This is a genomic window from Hymenobacter lapidiphilus (assembly GCF_013377885.1).
In the GTDB taxonomy this organism is placed as follows: Bacteria; Bacteroidota; Bacteroidia; order Cytophagales; family Hymenobacteraceae; genus Hymenobacter; species Hymenobacter lapidiphilus.
Map to the genome: position 1 here is coordinate 85589 of NZ_JABKAU010000009.1, position 19802 is coordinate 105390.

The following is a 19802-nucleotide window of genomic DNA, read 5'->3' on the forward strand; positions in this document are numbered from 1 at the left end:
TCAGCATGACACACCCTCCTAAACAACCGGCTGTTCCTTACTTCCTCCTACTACAATTACCGGACATTTGCAACCACCCTGCCGACTACTTCAGCTATCGGAAGCCCGAATTTTTTCACCAGCAGATAGTCGCATTTCTCGAGAGACTGTTGTACCGTCTGAAAAGAGTACAAAATGCGTATCAACTAAACACAAACGCTCATTTGATGGCTGCATTTTAAATTAATTAAATACAACGTTTATAAAAAAAGATCAATTTCTAATGCAAATGTGTACGAACACGGTTTGACCTGTTAGTGGTGCTTTGGCAGACGCTTCTAGATTTGTCGCACTCACCAACTGGTTCCCGGATGAAAGTGCTCTACCGACGGTATGTATCAAGCTTGCTGCTAGTTGGCCTGATGGCCCTGCTGACGCTGCAACCGGCCACCGCCCGCACCGCCCGCCCCACGGACGACGAAAAAGCCGCCACTACCGCCAAAAAGAGCACTATTCTGCGGGGCCGGGCCTCCTGGTACGGCCGCGAGTTCCAGGGCCGCCGCACCAGCAGCGGCGAGCGGTTCGACCGCAACAAGTACACCTGCGCCCACAAAACGCTGCCTTTTGGCACCCGCCTGCGCGTATCGAACCCCAAAACCGGCGAGGCAGTGGTAGTGCGCGTGTCCGACCGCGGCCCGTTCCGCCACCAGCGCATCCTCGATCTGGCCGAAGTGGCCGCCCGGCCGCTGGGCATCATCACGCAGGGCGCCGTATCGGTAGTGGCCGAAGTGGTGCCCGAAACTACGCCCCTGGGCCCCACCAACGCCCCCGACGACCTGCAGGCCCTGGCCGCTGACCCCATTGAAACGGCGGTATTGCACACCAACATTGCTGCCGGCACCACCGAAGCCGCCGACCTGGCCCTGAAGGCCGAGCCAACCGCTTCTTTTGTGGTGCAGGCCGGTACTTTCGGCGACGTGCGCAATGCCCGCGCCGTGATGGACAAGATTCAGGGCCTGGAGCCGGCCATGTATATTACCACCATCACTGGCACTTCGGCCCAGGGCAAAACGCTTAACCGGGTAGTTGTGGGCCGCTTTGCCACCGCCGCCGAGGCCAACGCCCTGCGCCTGCGCCTGGCCCGCGCCGGCGTGGCCGGCCTGGTACGCCAAACCGAAAACCTATAGCAGCCGCAGCCCACGACTGGTACCGCCTACGAAAGCCCGTTGCGCCACTCTCCTACCCCAGGAAAGTGGCGCAACGGGCTTTGAAGCGCCTGAGCAGGGCAATTTATGGTTTGTAGTGCCGTTATTCGCGCATCCATTCATCTTCTATTATATAGTACCAATGCGTAAATTTCTTTTCCTCCCACTTCTGGCGGGGGGCCTCCTGGCAGGCAATGCCGCCCAAGCCCAAACCACCCAGGGCACCCGCGTACTCGGTTTGAGCGGTGGCGACTTCACGTTTGAGAAAAACAGCTATACAAAACGCTTCTCCGGAACCCTGATTCCATCAGTGGGGGTGTTCGTGGCCGATAACCTGGCCGTGGGAGCTGCCCTGCCGTTCAGCTACTCCCGCCTTAAGCTCGACGTTGCCGATGGCACTAGCAACCGTGGGTTGAGCCTGGGGCTGCTACCCTGGCTGCGCTACTATGTGCCTTCGGAGAGCAAACACCGGGTATTTGGCGAGTTGAGCGCGGGGGGAGTACTCAACAGCACCCGCTTTAAAGGCGGCCTTAGCGGAAGAGATGATTCTGATACTTACGTAAACTTCCTGGGCAAAGCCGGTTTGGGCTACTCTTACTTCATCACCCCGGCTGTGGGCCTGGAGGGCCTGGTCGCCTATCAACTCAACAGCGGCGACAGAGACGCCTTTGGCGGCGGCTCGCTGGGCCTTAACCTGGGCTTCCGCATTTACCTACCCAAAAACTAACGACGGAGCAGGCTGAAGCGGCCTGCTTCTTCACGCATCTGTTCCGCCTGGCCTACCAAAGCCCTGGCGGGGTGACACCAATCGTTTAACGGTCGGTATCACTCTGCCGGGGCCTTATGGTTGTTGATTGGTTTGTTACCCACATATAGCCCCGCTAGGATTGTGGTTCATCAGGGCAGCCTGTTCTCTCAACCGCAACAACGCCCGGCATTTGCTACCTTCCGGCTCCCTAAAAACCGGATTGCGTATGCTGCGTTGGCTGAAACCTGTGCTGGCCCTACTCTCGGCCGTTGTGTTGGCCTGGGTGCTGAATACCAAACAGGGCGACGTGCCCCCCGTGGCCCGGCTGCTGAGCCCCTACGGCGGCTTCTGGCAGAACGGCGAAACGGCCGCCGACTTCCCCGACCAGCAAACCCTGCGCCTGCCCGCCCTGCACCAAACGGTGCGCGTGCGGTTTGATGACCGGCGCGTGCCCCACATCTTCGCCGAAAACGACCACGACCTGTATTATGCCCAGGGCTACCTCACGGCCCGCGACCGGCTCTGGCAGATGGAATTTATGACCCGCGTGGCGGCCGGCCGGATTTCGGAAGTGGTAGGCGAGCGGGCTTTGGAGTACGACCGGTTTCAGCGCCGCATGGGCCTGCCGTTTGGGGCCGAAAACTCGCTGCGCGAAATGCTGAAAAACGACACGACGCGGCTGGTACTGGAGTCGTATGCGGCGGGCGTGAATGCCTACATCGGCCAGCTAAGCCCCAAGGAGTATCCATTCGAGTACAAAATGCTCGACTACGCGCCTGAACCCTGGACGCCCCTTAAATCGGCGCTACTGCTTAAGCTGATGGCCTGGGACCTGAGCGGCCGCTCCGACGATTTGCGCCTGAGCAACATTCTGAGCAAATACGGCCCTGAAGTCACGCGCGACCTGTTTCCCGACTTTCCGTTCCGCGCCGACCCAGTGGTGCCCGACGGCGCGCCGCTCGATTTCCAGCCGCTTCCGCTGCCACCAGCGCCGCCCCTGCCGTTTGCTGCCGCCGTGTCGGGCCTGGTGCCCAGCCGCGAGCCCGATGCCGAACTGGGTTCCAACAACTTTGCGGTGGCCGGCTCACGCACCGCTTCGGGCAAGCCGCTGCTGGCCAACGACCCGCATCTGCAGCTCAATCTACCCAGCATCTGGTACCAGGTGCAGCTGCATGGGCCAACCCAGAACGTGTACGGCGTGACCATTCCGGGCGCGCCGGCCGTTATCATCGGCTTCAATGCCGATGTGGCCTGGGGCGTAACCAACGTGGGCGGCGACGTGCTCGACTGGTATCAGCTGAAGTTCAAAGATGCCAGCCGGCGCGAATACTGGCACGCCGGGCGCTGGAAACCAGTGCGCCGAATGGTGGAGCGCATTGCCGTGCGCGGCCTCCCCGACCGCCTCGATACCGTGCTTTACACCCACCACGGCCCGGTGGTGTACGACCAGAATGAAACGGTCTTCAACCAGCAGACGCCCGTGCGCCACGCCCTGCGCTGGACAGCCCACGAGGCCACCGGGGCCAACGAGGTGCTGGCCTTCGTGAAGCTCAACCGCGCCCGTAACTATGCCGACTACGACCGGGCCCTGCGCACCTACGCCTCGCCGGCCCAGAACTTCATTTTCGCCAGCCGCACCGGCGACGTGGCTATTCGGCCCAACGGCCGCTTCCCGCTCAAATACGCCGGGCAGGGCAAGTTCATCCTCGACGGCTCGGATCCGCGCCAGGACTGGCAAGGCTGGATACCGATGAGCCAGACGCCGCGGGTGCTCAACCCGGCCCGCGGCTACGTGTCGTCGGCCAACCAGCACTCGGCCGGGCCGGGCTACCCGTATTACCTGGGCTGGGATTACGCCCCCTGGGACCGGGCCCACCGCATCAACGGGCAGCTGGCCCACATGCGCCAAGCCACCGCCGACACGCTACGGGTGTTGCAGAACGATGATTTGGGGCTGAACGCGCAACGGATGCTGCCCTGGATGCTGACGAACCTGCCCGTTACCGAAGCCAGTGGCGCAACGGCGGCTCCCGGGGCCGCGGCCCGCCGCTTGCTGGCCCGTTGGAAGTATCATTATTCCGCAGAATCCGTGGGGGCCACTCTTTTCGAACTGTGGTACCAAGAGTTGGTGCAGCGGCTCTGGGAAGACGATTTCGGTAAATCCGCCATCGGTTCGAAAATGCGCTTTCCGGCCCGCGACCGAACCAACCAACTGCTGCTCGCGGAGCCCGGCAGCCCTTGGCTCGACGACCGGCGCACTACGCAAAAAGAAACCGCCCCCGACCTGCTGGCAGCATCATGGAAGTTTGCCATGGACTCGCTGACCCGCAAATTCGGGCCAATGGGGCCGAAATGGGCCTGGGCCAACCAGAAAAGCACCGACATCAACCACCTGGCCCAGCTACCCGGCTTCGGCCACGCCGACGTGTGGTGCGGCGGCAGCCCCGGCAGCGTGAATGCTACCGGCGCGCGCAACGGCCCCTCCTGGCGCATGGTCGTGGACCTGGCCACGCCGGTGCGGGCCTACGGCATCTTCCCCGGCGGCCAGAGCGGCAATCCGGCCTCCGTGTACTACGACGACATGCTGGAAAGCTGGCGCACCGGCCGCCTCGACGAGCTGGTGTTTCTGCAGGCCGCCGACGAAAACCACCCCCGCCTGCAAGCCGCCTGGCGGCTGGAGAAGTAGGCCAGCCCAATTCCTATGAAATCGTTTTTTATCCTCTTCCTGCTGATTTTCGTGCTGGCCAGCCTAGCTCAATTGCTACTGCCGTGGTGGGTGGTGGGGCCGCTGTGCCTGGGGCTGGCGGCTTGGCGGGGCGGTTCAGCCCGGGCCGCTTTCGGGGCCGGGCTGCTGGGCGTGGCGCTCGGCTGGTGGCTGCCTGCTGCCTGGCTCAACCTCAATGGCGCGGGCTTGCTGGCCAGCCGCGTGGCTACGCTGCTGCCATTGGGCGGTAACTCCTGGCTGCTGGTGCTGGTTAGTGGTCTGCTGGCCGGTCTGGTGGGCGGCCTAGCGGCTCTGGCCGGCGCGTGGGGGCGGCGGGCCAGCACGCCGGGCATCCATCAGGTTCACTAGTTCTTCCACCAAAACATATTCCAGTATGGCGAACCTACTCACGCTTAAGGCCACCCTACGTTACACCAGCCCGCCGGTATGGCGGCGCCTGACGGTGCCCGATACGCTCACGTTCTGGGAACTGCATTTCGCGCTCCAGATTTTGTTTGACTGGGAAAGCTACCACCTGTTCGAGTTTCGCCAGCACACGCGCGGCGCTACCCGGTTCCGGGCGGGTTCTCCCTCACTAGGGGCCGAAGACCCGCTGTTTGACGATGAGCCAGCACCCCAGGACCCGCGCACAGTGCCGTTGAACGCCATTCTGACCGCGCCCACCAATCAGTTGACCTACACCTACGATTTCGGGGATGACTGGCAGCACGACATAGTGGTGGAGCAGGTGACAGCCCTGGTCCCGGCAGCGCCCGCGCCGGCCATACAGTGCTTGGGCGGCAAGCGCGCGGCCCCGCTCGAAGACATGGGCGGCATCCCGGGCTATGAGCAGCTGCTCGACCTGCTGGCCAAAAAGGCCGCTGGCAAGCGCAAGCGCATGCCCAGCGAGTATGCCGGGCTGGGCAAGTTCGACCCCGATGCGTTCGACCTGGCGCGCTACAACCATAACCTGACCTTTATGCCCCAAATTGTGGCCGAACAAAACCGACTGCTGGCCGCCCACCAAGCACGACGCCCGGCAGCCGATTAACCGCTCTACTGAAGCCTGCGGTCTGGCCGCTAAAACTGCGAAATGAATGCATAGGCTTGCAGGGTGTAGACCGGAGCGGCACTGAAGTGGGTGCCGCCCTGGATAGGCCATAGCTCGACATTGGTAGCGCCGCGGGCACGCATGGCCTTGTAGGCGTCTTCCGAGTTGAAGAAGGGTACGTAGTCATCCTGGGTGCCGTGGAACAGGGCCAGCGGAGCACGCGGCTGCCAGTCGTACACGTCGTTGGCGGTTAGCGTGGCCGTCAGGGCCAGGTCGGAGTTGGTGAGCACGGCCTGGCGGAAGGTAGGCGCGAACAGTTCGGCGGCCTGCCGGGGCACGGCGCTGAACGGGTCGGCCTGCAGGCGGTTGGCGTAGGGCTGCTGATAGTAGTAGCTGAGTGGGCGGTTCAGCTGATACACCCGGTCGTAGGTGCGCAGCACCCACACGTAGGTGCTCAGGAAATTCAGCGGCTCCGTCGAGTTGAGGATGTACTTGGCGAAGGCCGATTTGTGGTAGGCCCCGGCCCCGGGGGCGCTGGCCGTAACGGGCAGCGTGGCCGCATACTTTTCTTCCAGCAGTTGGTGCAGCGCCATCGTGGCGTAGCCGCCCTCGGAGTAGCCGAGCAGGAAGTTTTTCTGGTTGATGTTGATTTTCTGCTGTTCGCAGAACTCGCGGGTGGCCCGCAACATATCGGCCGAGGCCGAGGCCAGCGAGGCGCCGTGCTCGTAGGGGTGCGGCAGGGCCTTAGAGGCGCCGTAGCCCAGGTAGTCGGGGGCCGACACCACGTAGCCCGTGGCCGCCAGCACCGACACGGCCGACCAGATTTCGCTGCGGGAGCTGTAATACGAGGGGGCGCGGTTTTCCTCGTCGGGCTGCAGCGTGCCGTGCTGGTAGCTGATGACGGGCACCGCCGCCGGGGCTACCGGCACCAGCACCGCGCCCGAGGCCGTTACCGCCTGCCCGTCGGTGCTGCGGGTGGTGTAGGTGAGGCGGTACACCCGCACCGGATAGCGGGCCAACGCGCCCACCAGCGGAATATCTGCTACCCGCGCCGCCAGCTCGGCCGGGGTGTACTCGCCAATAAGGCTGCTGCCCACCAGCACCGGCGCGGGCGGCGCCACCGGCGGCGGAGAAGTGGGCGGGGCTACAACGGTAGGCTCGGGCGAGTTGCTCTTGCAGCCAGGTGCTACGCCGAGCAGCGTCAGCCACAGCAGCGCCACGGCCCAGCCGGATACGGAAGAACGAAAAATACGGGTATTCAGCACAAAGGGGCGGGTTGATTGTCAGTCGAACCCACCCAACGCAGTCCGTTCCCTCCCTGTTCCGATAGAGGCTGGAGAAGCCGATTTTACATTCCAGCCAAAATTATAGTTGTATAACTAATAAATTAGTTTAATATTTGATTCACCAGTTTACCCGGACTATTGCCCGAAAACCAATCACCAAAAACCAACCACCCCATGCCCGACCCTACTTTTCCTGAGCTGACCCGCGCCGAAGAGCAGGTGATGCAGGTGCTCTGGCAGCACGGCCCCGCCTTCGTGAAGGATGTGGTGCCCGCGCTGCCCGAACCGCGCCCGGCCGTCACCACGGTGTCCACCATTATCCGCATTCTGGAGCAGAAGGGCTTTGTGGGCCACGAGGCCTTCGGGCGCACCCACCGCTACCACGCCCTGGTGGCCCGCGACGAGTACCGGCGCTTCTCGCTGGGCAAACTGCTGGGCGGCTACTTCGGCGGATCGTTCAGCCGGTTGGTATCGTTTTTCGCCCAGGAAGAAAACCTCGACGCCGCGCAGCTGGAAGAGCTGCTACGCCACGCCCAACCCACCACCCCCAACGTCCCGCCCGATGCTACCGACCCTGCCTCCGACCACGACGGCCGCCCTGCTTAGCTGGGGCCTGCAAAGCACGCTGGTGCTGGGCGCGGGCTGGCTGCTGTACCGCTTCGCGCTGCAACAGGAACGGTTTTTCGACTTCAACCGGCGCTTCTTGCTGGTGCTACCCTGGGTGGCGCTGCTGCTCCCGCCGCTACTCTCGGCACTGGGCCCAACACTAGGCGAATGGCTGAACGGCTGGCTACCGGCCCCCGCAGCCGGTGGCGTGGGGCTGCTGAACGGCGGTTTGCTGCCGTTGACCGTCACGGTGCGGGAGCTAAGTCAGAACCCGACGGCCGATCAGTTGCCCTGGCTGCTAGGACTGTACGGGGCCGGGGTGCTGCTAGAGCTGCTGCGCCTGGCGGGCCAACTGCTGCACCTGCACCGCAGCACCCGCCACTTCCCCCGCGAAGTCCGGCCCGATTGTGTGCTGGTTTGCACTGGGGGGCAGCGGCCCGTCAGCTCGTTTGGCCGCTTGATTTTTTGGGATGAAACCGCCCCGCTCGCGCCGGCCGAGATTCGGGCCGTGCTGGCCCACGAGCTGGCCCACGTGCGCGGCCACCACACCCACGAGCGGCTGTTGCTGGAAGTAGCGCGGGTGCTGCTCTGGCCGGTGCCCTTCGCGCATCTGCTGCCCCCGGCCCTAACCCAAATTCACGAGTTTCTGGCCGATGCCGCCGCCGTGCGCTCGGCTGCCCACGCCCCGGCCATTGCCACCGCCTATCCGTCGCTGCTGGCGCGTCTGGCGCTGGGCCCACTCCGCCCCGACTTACCCCTGGCCCATTCGTTTACTTCTTCATTCACTTTAACCCGCATTCGTATGCTAACGACTTCCGCCCCCCGCCGCCGTTGGAAACGCTGGCTCCCGCTGCCCGTAGCGACCGGCCTGCTGCTCGGTTTAGCTGCCTGCAACAAGGAGTTCATTACTCCGCCACCACCGCCGCCGCCGGCCGTTTATACCTACGTGGAGCAGATGCCCCAATACGCTGGGGGTATGGCTCAGTTGATGAGCGACTTGGGTAAGACCATCCAGTACCCGGCCGCCGCGCTGGCCGCCAAAGCGCAGGGCCGAACTTTCGTGCGGTTTATCGTAGGTACCGATGGTACTGTGCAGGCGGCCGAGATTACGCAGGGTGCGGCCAAACCTGGCATGAGCCCGGAGGTAGCCCGACAGTTCGATGAGGCCGCCCTGAAAGCCGTGCGCAGCCTGCCCGGCAAGTGGACACCGGGCCAACAGAACGGCAAGGTGCTACCGGTTTACTATACCATCCCGATTACGTTCGCGAACGAGGGGTTTACAGATGCCGCCTCGCCATTGCCATCACCGCCGCCGCCGCCAGCGGCCCGGCCCAGTTCCGGCGACGCGCCGGGCGCGGATACCCGGCCAACGGTGCGGCCCGGACGAGTTAGTTACATTGCCATTCATATACCTGGCTCCCAGCCCGTCCCAAACCTCCAGCCGGGCGACAATTACTCTGAGCAACTTATCTCTGATCAAATTAAAAAAACCAACAATACGCCCGCTGCGCTGGCGACGAGGAAAAACAGCCGGAGCTACATATATCTCATCGTGGGGGCCGATAGTAAAATCCAGGCCGTTGAGGTGCAAAAGAATGCGGACAAGTATGCCCCTACAATCTTTAAAAATATAACCCGATAGACTGCCAGGGTCACCCTAAACGCGGTGCGTACCCTGCCCGGCAAGTGGACACCAAGCCGACAGAACGGGCAGGCCGTAGCCGTGCAGTACAATGTTTGCATCACTTTCGCACTAAACTAACTTCTGATGGCCATTCAGCCAGCCTAAAACGCCGCCCGAGATGCCTCGGGCGGCGTTTTGTTTGGTGTTTTAGCTGCTGCTGGTTGGCTTGCGGTTGAAAGTAAGCTGCAAAAGCCGCACCTTCGTAGTTCCATTCGCCTTCAATTCCCGTTGTTTTAGTGGCTTACCTCTCGACCCTTACCCGCCTCACGGCCCCCGCACTGGCTGCCCTGGGCCTTGCCTTCTCTCTTGCTGCGCTACCCGGCTGCGGCTCGCGCTCGGCCACCGACTCCGAAGCCGCCACTCTGGCCGCCGACTCGGTGCAGCAGCCCGTCGTGGTTGATTCGGCCGCGCTGCAGCGCCTGGCCATGCGCCGCGACTCGCTCAAGGCCGACTCGATTGTGAAGGTGAGCGGGCAGCTGCCGGGCGCCATTCTGCCGGGCAAGCGCATTGTGGCTTTCTATGGCAACATCCGCTCGAAGGGCATGGGCATTCTGGGCCGCGAGCCCAAGGAGCAGATGTTTCGGAAGCTGAAAAAGGTGCTGGGCGAGTGGCAGGCCGCCGACCCCAGCCGCCCCGTGCAGGGTGCCATCCACAACGTCACCATCACGGCCCAGGGCACCGCTGGCAAAGACGGTAAGTGGCGCCTGATGAACTCTAAAGCCACTATTGAGGAGGTTATCAGCTGGGGAAAGGAGCACAATGTAATTGTGTTCCTCGATGTGCAGCCGGGCCACAGTACCCTGCAGGCCGAGCTGCCTAAGCTGGAGCAGTACCTCAAAGACCCCATCGTTCACCTGGGCATCGACCCCGAGTTTTCGCTGGCTACCATGCCCGGCGTGCGCCCGAACCAGAAAATCGGCACGCTCGACGCTAAGGATATCAACTTCACCATCAATTTCCTGGCGCGCATCGTGAGCGAGAATAAGCTCCCGCCCAAGGTGCTCACCGTGCACCGCTTCACCCGCAAAATGGTGAGCAACTACAAAAACATCAAGCTCGACCCGCGCGTGCAGGTGGTGATGCACATGGACGGCCACGGCGACCCCGTGCTGAAGAAGGACTCCTACAAGGCGTACGTCGCCAACGAGCCCGTGCAGTACACCGGATTCAAAATCTTCTACGAGTACGACGCCCGGCCCAAGCCCCACCACATCATGACGCCCTCGGAGGTTATTGCCCTCACGCCTTCGCCGCTTTATATCCAGTACCAGTAAGCGGTAGATAAGCGAACCGGCGCGACGAAAGCCACCACGCAACAGTGGTGCTCTCATCAGGCGCTCGACTACGATTCAAAGCAAACGCCCCTGACGTTGTTACGTCGGGGGCGTTTGCTTTTAGGAGAGGCTCAGGTAGCGGCAGGATTTCAGCACGGCAGCTCATCGGGGCGCGAGTCGGCAAATTCGCGCAGCAGGTTTAGCAGCTCGTCGTCAGCCTCGGCATTGGCGAGGGCAGCGGCCAGGAAATCGGGCTCGTTGGGGTTGGCGTAGCCGGCCAGAAAGTGCAAGGCGGCCGAATCCAGCATCCGGAAGCCCATGGCCCACTCGCCGAACAGCCGCTGCTCAATGGAGCCGGCAGCCAGCTTAACGACATTGCGGTGCCGCGAATCCTGCTCGATTATGGTGAACAAGGCCTCTACCTGCGGCTGGCTGCCCTCCAGTACCTGAATAATATCTCCCTCGCCGCCGTAGATGAGTATGCCCGTCAGGCCCAGCCGGCTGTTTTTGGCGCGCCACCACACCAGAAACTGTTGCAAATCGGCGGGACTAAATGCGACAGTGGCAATGCTCGTATAAACCAGATGATACATTTGGGGAAGGAAATGGCTCATTACAGGTTGGAAGCCAGAAAAGCATGCGACCCTTATCAAAAAACCGGGCCAGGTAAATACCTGACGCAAACATAGCATTTCGTTCATACTTTATAGGACGTACGCAAAGAGAGTGTAGCGCGAAGCTCCGGTTTCGCGCATCGCTGCTGAAGGTTAACCAAGTGGGTTCGATTAGGCGCGAAGCTCCGGCTTCGCGCTACGCACTTGCGCAACCCTTTTGCGTATGCTCTGCTTTCTTAACTCCATGCATTGCAAGGAAAACCCGAGAATGAGTACCGTTACAGAGACCACAAGGAACCAGTGGTTCTGGCAGGCGACGGGTTTTTGCCCGTACATTTAACCGCATGGCCATTCCTCCTTCCTCCGCTCTCCTATTAACCCGCGACCAAGTGCTTCGGGCCCTGCGCCAGCTGGACCAGAACGGCCTGCAGATGCCCTTGAGCACCGTATATGACCTCGTGTACCGGGGCCGGCGCTACGCTCCGCGGCAGGTGGCACAACTGGCTTACCGGCTGGCCACCGGGCAACCCGAAGCCAAGTGGCCGCTACGGGCGGGGGCGCCCACCAACCAGGCCCTGGAAGCGCTGGATTTCACTATTGCTACCAAGCGCCCCACCCTCGAAAACTCGCCGCTGCTCGACGGCGACGTAGCGGCCCAGCAGCAGGCGGAGGACCTGTACACCGGCTCGCCCCGCGAAACCGCACCACCCAAAAAAGCACCCGTCAAACCTGTCGCTGCGGAAACGAACGAAGCCACCGCGCCAGCCGAAGCCCACGAGCCACCGGCCACCTACGAGCGGTCGGCCCCCATGCCTTACACCCCGGAAATGGCGCGGGCCGAGCTATTCCTGGCCGATGAGGAGCTGACGGCGGCGCGGGCGGCCTTGGCGCGGCGGCGCAACCTGCTGCTGCAGGGCCCACCGGGCACAGGCAAAACCTACCTGGCGCGGCGACTCGCCTGGCTGGTACAGGGCAGCACCGATACGGCCCGCATCGAGCTGGTGCAGTTTCATCCGAGCTACAGCTACGAGGATTTCGTGCAGGGTTTCCGGCCCGACAGCCAGGGCGGGTTCCGGCTGCGCGACGGGCTGCTGGTGGAGTTCTGCCGCCGGGCCGCGCAGGAGCCCGAGCAGCCGTATTTCCTGCTGATTGACGAACTGAACCGCGGCAACGTGGCGCGCATTTTCGGGGAGCTGCTGCTGTTGCTGGAGGCCGACAAGCGCGGCCCCACCCACGCCGTGCGCCTGCCCTACGCCCCGGCCGGCAGCCCGCCCTTTTTCGTGCCCGAAAACGTGTTCGTCATCGGCACCATGAACCTGGCCGACCGCAGCCTGGCACCGCTCGATTACGCCTTGCGCCGCCGCTTCGCCTTCGTGCGTCTGCGGCCCGAATTCGGCAAGCCACTGCGGGCACTGCTGGCGGCCCACGGCGTGCCAGCGGCCCTCACCCAACTGCTCACCACCCGCCTCCTCGACCTCAACCAAGCCATTGCCGACGACCCCGAGCTGGGCCCCGATTTCTGCGTGGGCCACAGCTACTTCTGCCAGCCCCCCACCAACCCCACCGAAGCATTGGAGTGGCTGCGCCTGATTCTGGAGCAGGAAATCGGCCCGCTGCTGGACGACTACTGGCTCGACCAACCCGCCAAGGCCGCCGCCCAGAAAAAGAAGCTGCTGGCCGGGTTGTAGTCAATCCAAGGTACGGAGGTCGATGTAGGGGCGGGGCTTGTCCCCGCCCGCTATTAGACGATTATCGTTAAACGAATCTACCGCGGACCGTCCAACGGCGGGCAGGGACAAGCCCTGCCCCTACATCGACCTCCGTACCTTGGAGTGGCTTTTTAATGGCTAAAACCAACTCCATGATTCCCATCCAGAACCTGTACTACCTGCTGTGCTACGCCTGGAACCGGCTGCCCGAGGAAGCGGAGGTGCGGGCAGTGAGCGGGCAGGAGTTTAAGCGGCCGTTGCCGCTGCTGGCCCAGGTGCTGCTGAGCGGCACGCGTAGGCTGCTGCGCCAGGGTTTGCCGGTGGCGTATGCCGAGCGCACCGCCGAGCTGCCGGAGCTGCGGGGAAGGGTGCTGCTCACGCCCACGCTCAGCCAGGATTTGCCGCGCCGGGGCCGAGCGGTGTGCGCGTTTGATGAGCTGAGCCCCGATGCGCCGCTGGCCGGGCTGCTGCGGGGCACGCTGCAGCAGCTAAGCCGCAGCCGGGCGCTACCCACCGAGCAGCGCCTACAAATCCGGCAGACGCTGCGGCGGTTTCCGGCGGCGGTGGTAGCGCGGCCGTTGGGGGCGGCCAGTCTGCGGGCGGCGCGGCGGCTGCGGCCGGCCGGGCTGGGCGGGTTTCTACTGAACGTGTGCGAGCTACTGCACCTGAGCGCCCTGCCCACGCCCAACGCCGCCGGCCGGGCCCGGTTCCGCGACTTCCGGCGCGACGAGCCGCTGATGGCCCGGCTGTTCGAGCAGTTCGTGCGCAACTTTTACCGCCTGGAGCAGCGGCAGTTTCGGGTGTCGTCGGAAACCATTGCCTGGCAGGCGGCGGCCGAAACGCCCGAGGCGCTGGCGCTGCTGCCGGCCATGATTACGGATACCTCCCTCGAAAGCCCGGCCCGTAAAATCATCCTCGACACCAAGTACTACGCCGCCGCCCTCAAGCGCCACCACGACCAGGCCCGGCTGATTTCGCCCCATCTCTACCAGCTCTACGCCTACCTGCAAAACCAGCCCCGGCAACCCGGCCAGCAGCTCGAAGGCATCCTGCTCTACCCCGCTGCCACCCAGGCCGTCGACCTACGCTACACCCTCGGCGGCCACCCCGTGCGCGTGGTTACCATCGACCTCAACCAACCCTGGGAAGGCATTGCAGCAGCGTTGCTGGCGCTGCTGGCGGAACGCTAAACGAGGAAGGCTGCTAACCCAACGGACACACACCTGTTTAGGTGAGCCCATCAAAGTAGCAGCCTCCTCATCCTGCCAGCTCAATACGAGCCGGTTTACCTTACTCGCGCACGATGCGGTAGATGGCCGTGCCGCCTTCCGTCGTGGCCCGCAGCAGGTACATTCCGGCCGGCTGGGCGCTCAGGTCGAGCGGCTCGCGCACGATGGCCCCGGTATTAAGGGGTATAATGGTGCGCCGGTGCACGACCTGGCCCAAGGCATTGATTAGCGTTACCTCGACCACCTTGCGGTAGCCGCTCAGGGCTAGGGTTAGCTGCCCGGAGAAGGTGGGGTTGGGGTACACTTCCAGCGAGGAGCCGGCCAGCGGTTTGGCTGTGGCCGTAACTACCAACGGAGCGGAAGCGGCGGAAGCACAGCCGGCCGCCGAGGTCGTAACCACAGTGTATAAACCCGCCTGAGCCGGAGCATCTACCACGTAGGTTGGAGCCGTTGCCCCCGGAATCAGCACGCCGCTGCGGTACCACTGGTTGCCGGTGGGGGCGCTGCTGGTAAGCGTGGCGGTAGTGCCGCTGTACTGGATGCTGACCGTGGGGGTGGCCGGCGTGGGGTTGATGGTCAGGGGCACGCTGCTGGTGCTGGGGCAGGGGCCGCCCACGCTGTAGGTGACGGTGTAGCTGCCCGGGGTAGAGGCCGCCAGATTAACAGCGCCGGTCTGGGCGTTCAGGCTCAGGCCCGCACCTGCCGAGAACAGCCCTCCACTGGTGCCGCTGATGGTGGCGGCCAGCGGCGCGTTGCTCTGGCAGAACGCTGCCCCGCTGTACGCAAAGCCCGCCGTGGTAAGCGGGTTAACTGTGAGTGTTACCTGGCTGGTGCTGGCGCATCCGTTGGAAGACGCCGTGACGGTATAGGTTTGGGTAACAGGCGCGGTGGTGGTGTTGGTAAGCGTAAGCGTTGGCTGGGCTACCGTGGCACTGCTCAGGCCGGTGGCCGGGCTCCACTGGTAAGTATAGCCCGCCAAAGCCGCCGTACCCAACTGCACCGAACCACCCGAGCAAAGCGCCTGGGCCGAACCGGCGTCGGCCGTGATGGCCGGGTTCACGGTTACGCGCACGGCTTTGCTGCCCACGCAGCCGTTGGGTGTAATGGCCGTGAGCGTGAAGAAGTAGGTACGCGGGGTAGTCGTGGTGTTGGGAATCGAAAACGTGGGCTGGGCGGCCGTAGGACTGCTCAGGCCCGTCGAAGGCGACCAGCTGTAGGTGAGCCCGGCCACGGCCGGAGTGCCTAGCTGCACCGACTGCCCGGAGCACAGCACCCGGTCGGGGCCGGCGTCGGGGATAGGGGCGGCTTCCACGGTTATCGTAACCTGGGCCGTGGCCGTGCAGTTGGTGTTGTCGCCGGTTACGGTGTAGGTCGTGGTTTGAGTGGGCGAAGCCACGGGGTTGGCCGAGCGAGGGTTGCTCAGACCGGTGCTCGGCGACCACAGGTAGTTCTGGGCCCCGGTAGCCGACAACGACACCGAGCTGCCGGCGCAGATTGTCTGGTTGGCCGACACGGTGAGCACTGGCGTCGCGCGCACGTTCACCGTTACCTGGCTCGTGGCCTCGCAGCCCGATGCATTGGTTACCGTTACGGTGTAAATGGTGGAGCCTACCGGCGAGGCCGTGGGGTTGGCTATGTTCGGATTGCTGAGGCCGGTGGCCGGGCTCCAGCGGTAGCTGGTGCCCCCGGTGGCATTCAGCCCAACGGATTCGCCGGAACAGATATTCGTGAACTGGGGGCTAACATTGACAATGGGCAGCGCATTCACGGTCACGACCACCGCCGACGTACTGGTGCAGCCGTTGAGGCTGGCCGTCACGTTGTAGGTGCCGGAGCGGTTAACGCCCACATTGGAAATGGTGGGGTTCTGCAGCTGCGAAGTAAAGCCGTTCGGGCCGGTCCAGGCGTAGCTGGCCCCCGAAACGGTGGAGGCCGTCAGCAGCAGGTTGCTGCCCGTGCACAGGGGCGAGTTGCTGCCCGCCGTAACGCTGCCGATGTTGGTAATAGCCAGGTCCTGGCCATTATCGGAGCCGGTGGTAACCGGATCGGAGGCCACTACCCGCACCCGGTACCCGATGCCGGTTACGATGGAAGCCGGGATGGTGGCCGTGATGGTGCCGCCCGCCGAGCCGGCAATCGAACCAATGGCTACCGGCGCGGCGAACGAGCCGGCCTGGTCGGAGAGCTGGGCCGTGAAGACGTTATTGCCATTGAGCGTGCCGTTGCTGACCGTGTAGCTCACGCGAACGGTGGCATCCTTGCAGAAGGCTGCCCCATTGAGCACCGTGCTGGTAATGGTAACGGCCCCCACCGGCCCGGCCCAGGCCAGCAGCAGCAGTAATGAGGAAAAAAAGAACAGTAAACGGTGTTTCATACGCTGGGAATTGGGAGGTGGAAAAAAGGACTGTGCGCCGGCCCGAAAATGGCGGTAGCGGCCGAATATAAGCGGTGTAGCCGCTTGGAGCATTTTTCCTGGGGCAGGTTTAATCGGAACCGGATAAAAAGTGCAACCTGTGGTTCTTCCCGGAGTCATTCGATTTGCAACGCCGGTTTTTTCCCCCTAAACTGCTAGCTGCAATCTCCACTCACCCAAACCCGTACTGATTTGAAACGACGTGATTTTGTGGGCCTGACTGGCCTGGCTGCCGGAGCCCTGTGGCTGCCAGCCGTGCCGGGCTTTGGTGGCTCGCTCGTAGACCCCGCCCGCCTGCTGGAGCCGGGCCTCGATGTGGCCGTGAAGAAACGCCTGGCCGATGTGGCCCTGAACACGGCCAAATCGGCCGGCGCTACTTACGCCGACGTGCGCATCGGGCGCTACCTCAACCAGAGCATATTTACCCGCGAAAAGCAGGTGCAGAACATTGCCAGCGGCGAGAGTTTTGGAGCCGGGGTACGGGTAATTGCCAACGGCACCTGGGGCTTTGCGGCCACCAACACGGTAACCGAAGCGGGCATTGCCCAAGCCACCCAACTGGCCGTGCAGATTGCCAAGGCCAACAGCAAAGTGCAGAAAGAGCCCGTGCAACTGGCCGCCCAGAAGGGCCAGGGCGTGGTGAGCTGGAAGACCCCGATTCTGGTTAACGCCTTCGAGGTACCGGTGAAGGACAAAGTGGATCTGCTGCTGGCGGCCAACGCCGCTGCCATGGACAACGGCGCTTCGTTCGTGAACTCGGTGCTGTTTCAGGTGAACGAGCAGAAGTATTTTGCCTCCACCGACGGCTCCTACATCGACCAGGACATCCACCGCATCTGGCCCAACTTCTCGGTGACGGCCATCGACCGCGCCAGCGGCAAGTTCCGCTCGCGCGATGCGCTCAGCTCGCCCATGGGCCTGGGCTACGAGTACCTGCAGCCCAAGGCCGCCGACAAGATTGCCGGCCCCGCTGGCACCGGCCTCATCGGCTACAAAAACAGCTTCGATATACTGGCTGATGCCGCCCTGGCCGCCAAACAGGCCAAGGAGAAGCTCACCGCCAAATCGGTAACGGCCGGCAAGTATGACCTCGTGCTCGACCCCAACCACCTGGGCCTGACCATCCATGAAAGCGTGGGTCACCCTACCGAGCTCGACCGGGTGCTGGGCTACGAGGCCAACTACGCCGGCACTTCGTTCGCCACGCTGGAGTGGCGCGCCAAAAACCAGCCCTACGGCTCGAAACTCGTGAACATTGTGGCCGACAAGCTGCAGCCCGGCTCGCTGGGCGCCGTGGGCTACGACGACGAAGGCGTGCCGACCAAAGAGTGGAATATCATCGACCAGGGCAAGCTGGTGGACTACCAGAAAATCCGCGACCAGGCCCATATCGTCAACCAGAAACAGTCGGACGGCTGCTGCTACGCCGACTCGTGGAGCACGGTGCAGTTCCAGCGCATGCCCAACATCAGCCTCAAGCCCGGCACCAGCAAGCTGAGCGTGGACGAGATGATCAGCAAGGTGGACAAGGGTATCTACATTGCCGGCCGCGGCTCGTTCTCCATCGACCAGCAGCGCTACAACTCGCAGTTCGGCGGGCAGGTATTCTACGCCATCGACAAAGGCAAGATATCGGGCATGCTCGAAGACGTGGCTTACCAGACCAACACGCTTGAGTTCTGGAACTCCTGCTCGGCCATCTGCGACGAGTCGGATTACCGCATGTTCGGCTCCTTCTTCGACGGCAAAGGCCAGCCCAGCCAGGTGTCGGCCGTGAGCCACGGCTCGGCCACCACACGCTTCAACAACGTGAACGTCATCAACACCGCCCGGAAAATTTAAGCTGTTAGCTATTAGCTGCTGGCTGTTGGCTTCTGTTCAGGAGCCCGACCAGAAAGCTAGTAGCTAATAGCCATCAGCTAACAGCTTAAACAGACAACATGGCCATCATTTCTCAGACCGAAGCGCAGGCAATTCTTACCAAAGTGCTCGGCTTCAGCAAAGCCGACGAGTGCGAAGCCACACTCAGCGGGCAGTCGGGCGGCAACGTGCGCTCGGCACGCAACGCCATCAGCACCAGCGGCGGCATCGACAACGTGAGTCTGGCGGTGGAAGCCCGGTTCGGCAAACGTTCGGGCGTGGCCACCTGCAACCAATTCGACGACGCCACGTTGCGCACCTGCGTAACGCGGGCCGAAGAAATTGCCCGCCTCGCCCCCGAAAGTCCCGAGTATATGCCCCTGCTCGGGGCCCAGAAGTACCTGCCCGTCACCAACAGCTTCGCCAAGGCAACGGCCGACATTACGCCCGATTACCGAGCCGAGCAGGTGGGCAACAGCATGGCCGTCAGCGCCGAGCGTAAGCTCAGCTCGGCGGCTTTCCTCAACGATTCGGCCGGCTTTGTTGCCAAGCGCAACAGCAAGGGCCTGGAGGCTTATCAGCAGCAGTCGGGCCTCGAGTTCAGCGTAACCGTGCGCACGCCCGACGGCACCGGCTCGGGCTACGCCATGGCCGACTACAACGACGTGGCCAAGTTCGACGCCAAAACCCTGACCCGCATTGCCGCCGATAAAGCGGCCGGCTCGCGCAACGCCAAGGCCCTGGAGCCCGGCAAATACACCGTGATTCTGGAGCCCGCGGCAGCCGTGGATTTGCTCAACAACATGATGGGCTCCTTCGATGCCCGTAACGCCGACGAGGGCCGCTCGTTTCTGGGCAAAAAGGGGGGAGGCAACCGCAAGGGCGAAAAGCTCTTTGATGAGCGCGTGACCATCTATTCCGATCCGGCCAACGCCGAACTACCCGACCTGGTTTTCTCGGGCGACGGCCGGCCGCAGCAGCGGACCGCCTGGATTGAGAAAGGGGTGGTAAAGAACCTCTACTCCTCGCGCTACTGGGCCCAGAAAGCCGGCATCCCTGATATTGCGCGCCCGGGTGGCTGGATTATGGAAGGCGGCACCCAGAGCGTGCAGGACCTGATTAAGGGCACGGCCAAGGGCATTCTGGTGACGCGCTTGTGGTACATCCGCGCTGTCGACCCGCAGACGCTGCTGTACACCGGCCTGACCCGGGACGGTACGTTCTACATCGAGAACGGTCAGATCAAGTTTCCGGTGAAGAACTTCCGCTTCAACGAGAGCCCGATTATCATGCTCAACAACCTCGAAGCCTTCGGCAAGCCCGTGCGCGTGGGCGGCAACCTGGTACCCCCGCTTAAAATCCGCGACTTCACCTTCACCAGCCTTTCCGACGCCGTCTAAATCACAGATGTTACAGATGGTGCGGATGAAAAGGATTCGT

General features: G+C 63.0%; 15 protein-coding genes. 12 read left to right on the forward strand and 3 right to left on the reverse strand.

Going from position 1 to position 19802, the window contains the following annotated elements:
* Window positions 1-350: 350 nt before the first annotated feature.
* The 5 genes from HW554_RS06780 (at window position 351) to HW554_RS06800 (ending at window position 5687) form a co-directional block, all read left to right on the forward strand.
* Entirely contained in the window at window positions 351-1166 is an 816-nt protein-coding gene (locus tag HW554_RS06780) for a septal ring lytic transglycosylase RlpA family protein (protein WP_176907824.1), read from the forward strand.
* 160 nt (window positions 1167-1326) lie between these two features.
* On the forward strand, window positions 1327-1911 hold the full coding sequence (locus HW554_RS06785) for a hypothetical protein (RefSeq protein ID WP_176907825.1): 585 nt from the start codon (window positions 1327-1329) through the stop codon (window positions 1909-1911).
* Window positions 1912-2158: 247 nt separating this feature from the next.
* Window positions 2159-4618, forward strand: a complete 2460-nt coding sequence (locus tag HW554_RS06790; protein WP_176907826.1) for a penicillin acylase family protein — start codon at window positions 2159-2161, stop codon at window positions 4616-4618.
* Window positions 4619-4633: 15 nt separating this feature from the next.
* On the forward strand, window positions 4634-5005 hold the full coding sequence (locus HW554_RS06795) for a hypothetical protein (RefSeq protein ID WP_176907827.1): 372 nt from the start codon (window positions 4634-4636) through the stop codon (window positions 5003-5005).
* Window positions 5006-5030: 25 nt separating this feature from the next.
* Window positions 5031-5687, forward strand: a complete 657-nt coding sequence (locus HW554_RS06800; protein WP_176907828.1) for a plasmid pRiA4b ORF-3 family protein — start codon at window positions 5031-5033, stop codon at window positions 5685-5687.
* Between the two features lie 29 nt (window positions 5688-5716).
* Here HW554_RS06800 and HW554_RS06805 read toward each other — a convergent pair whose 3' ends face one another.
* On the reverse strand, window positions 5717-6952 hold the full coding sequence (locus tag HW554_RS06805) for an alpha/beta hydrolase family protein (RefSeq protein ID WP_176907829.1): 1236 nt from the start codon (window positions 6950-6952) through the stop codon (window positions 5717-5719).
* A gap of 195 nt (window positions 6953-7147) precedes the next feature.
* Here HW554_RS06805 and HW554_RS06810 point away from each other — a divergent pair, with 195 nt between their 5' ends.
* From HW554_RS06810 to HW554_RS06820, 3 genes are all read left to right on the forward strand, one after another.
* Complete coding sequence (locus tag HW554_RS06810) at window positions 7148-7579, forward strand: BlaI/MecI/CopY family transcriptional regulator (protein ID WP_176907830.1); 432 nt, start codon at window positions 7148-7150, stop codon at window positions 7577-7579.
* Window positions 7536-9221 carry a M56 family metallopeptidase gene (locus HW554_RS06815; RefSeq protein ID WP_176907831.1) on the forward strand — a complete coding sequence of 562 codons (1686 nt, stop codon included), beginning with the start codon at window positions 7536-7538 and terminating at the stop codon, window positions 9219-9221. The genes HW554_RS06810 and HW554_RS06815 overlap by 44 nt, the downstream gene beginning before the upstream one ends.
* Before the next feature lie 278 nt (window positions 9222-9499).
* Window positions 9500-10537: a hypothetical protein gene (locus tag HW554_RS06820; protein WP_176907832.1), complete on the forward strand. Its 1038-nt coding sequence runs from the start codon at window positions 9500-9502 to the stop codon at window positions 10535-10537.
* A gap of 149 nt (window positions 10538-10686) precedes the next feature.
* On the opposite strand, the gene HW554_RS06825 is transcribed toward HW554_RS06820, so the two are convergent.
* Window positions 10687-11130 carry a BLUF domain-containing protein gene (locus tag HW554_RS06825; protein WP_176907833.1) on the reverse strand — a complete coding sequence of 148 codons (444 nt, stop codon included), beginning with the start codon at window positions 11128-11130 and terminating at the stop codon, window positions 10687-10689.
* A gap of 365 nt (window positions 11131-11495) precedes the next feature.
* Between HW554_RS06825 and HW554_RS06830 the strand changes: the two genes are divergently transcribed.
* Together HW554_RS06830 and HW554_RS06835 are read left to right on the forward strand one after the other, a co-directional pair.
* Window positions 11496-12839 (forward strand): McrB family protein, encoded by a 1344-nt coding sequence (locus HW554_RS06830; RefSeq protein ID WP_176907834.1) that lies wholly within the window; start codon window positions 11496-11498, stop codon window positions 12837-12839.
* Window positions 12840-12994: 155 nt separating this feature from the next.
* Complete coding sequence (locus HW554_RS06835; RefSeq protein ID WP_176907835.1) at window positions 12995-14050, forward strand: 5-methylcytosine restriction system specificity protein McrC; 1056 nt, start codon at window positions 12995-12997, stop codon at window positions 14048-14050.
* Between the two features lie 100 nt (window positions 14051-14150).
* Here HW554_RS06835 and HW554_RS06840 read toward each other — a convergent pair whose 3' ends face one another.
* A complete protein-coding gene (locus HW554_RS06840) occupies window positions 14151-16463 on the reverse strand; it encodes a T9SS type A sorting domain-containing protein (RefSeq protein ID WP_176907836.1) in 2313 nt (770 codons plus the stop codon).
* A 231-nt stretch (window positions 16464-16694) separates the two neighbouring features.
* Between HW554_RS06840 and HW554_RS06845 the strand changes: the two genes are divergently transcribed.
* Both HW554_RS06845 and HW554_RS06850 read left to right on the forward strand, forming a co-directional pair.
* Window positions 16695-18344 (forward strand): TldD/PmbA family protein, encoded by a 1650-nt coding sequence (locus HW554_RS06845; protein ID WP_176907837.1) that lies wholly within the window; start codon window positions 16695-16697, stop codon window positions 18342-18344.
* Between the two features lie 98 nt (window positions 18345-18442).
* Complete coding sequence (locus tag HW554_RS06850; protein WP_176907838.1) at window positions 18443-19762, forward strand: TldD/PmbA family protein; 1320 nt, start codon at window positions 18443-18445, stop codon at window positions 19760-19762.
* The last annotated feature ends 40 nt before the right edge of the window (window positions 19763-19802 follow it).

What these genes read in the sequence shown, in the direction of transcription:
- HW554_RS06835 (WP_176907835.1), top strand. Translation starts at nt 12,995, where the DNA reads ATGGCTAAAACCAACTCCATGATTCCCATCCAGAACCTGTACTACCTG.
- HW554_RS06790 (WP_176907826.1), top strand. Translation starts at nt 2,159, where the DNA reads ATGCTGCGTTGGCTGAAACCTGTGCTGGCCCTACTCTCGGCCGTTGTG.
- HW554_RS06810 (WP_176907830.1), top strand. Translation starts at nt 7,148, where the DNA reads ATGCCCGACCCTACTTTTCCTGAGCTGACCCGCGCCGAAGAGCAGGTG.
- HW554_RS06800 (WP_176907828.1), top strand. Translation starts at nt 5,031, where the DNA reads ATGGCGAACCTACTCACGCTTAAGGCCACCCTACGTTACACCAGCCCG.
- HW554_RS06840 (WP_176907836.1), bottom strand. Translation starts at nt 16,463, where the DNA reads ATGAAACACCGTTTACTGTTCTTTTTTTCCTCATTACTGCTGCTGCTG.
- HW554_RS06825 (WP_176907833.1), bottom strand. Translation starts at nt 11,130, where the DNA reads ATGTATCATCTGGTTTATACGAGCATTGCCACTGTCGCATTTAGTCCC.
- HW554_RS06830 (WP_176907834.1), top strand. Translation starts at nt 11,496, where the DNA reads ATGGCCATTCCTCCTTCCTCCGCTCTCCTATTAACCCGCGACCAAGTG.
- HW554_RS06815 (WP_176907831.1), top strand. Translation starts at nt 7,536, where the DNA reads ATGCTACCGACCCTGCCTCCGACCACGACGGCCGCCCTGCTTAGCTGG.
- HW554_RS06795 (WP_176907827.1), top strand. Translation starts at nt 4,634, where the DNA reads ATGAAATCGTTTTTTATCCTCTTCCTGCTGATTTTCGTGCTGGCCAGC.
- HW554_RS06785 (WP_176907825.1), top strand. Translation starts at nt 1,327, where the DNA reads ATGCGTAAATTTCTTTTCCTCCCACTTCTGGCGGGGGGCCTCCTGGCA.
- HW554_RS06780 (WP_176907824.1), top strand. Translation starts at nt 351, where the DNA reads ATGAAAGTGCTCTACCGACGGTATGTATCAAGCTTGCTGCTAGTTGGC.
- HW554_RS06850 (WP_176907838.1), top strand. Translation starts at nt 18,443, where the DNA reads ATGGCCATCATTTCTCAGACCGAAGCGCAGGCAATTCTTACCAAAGTG.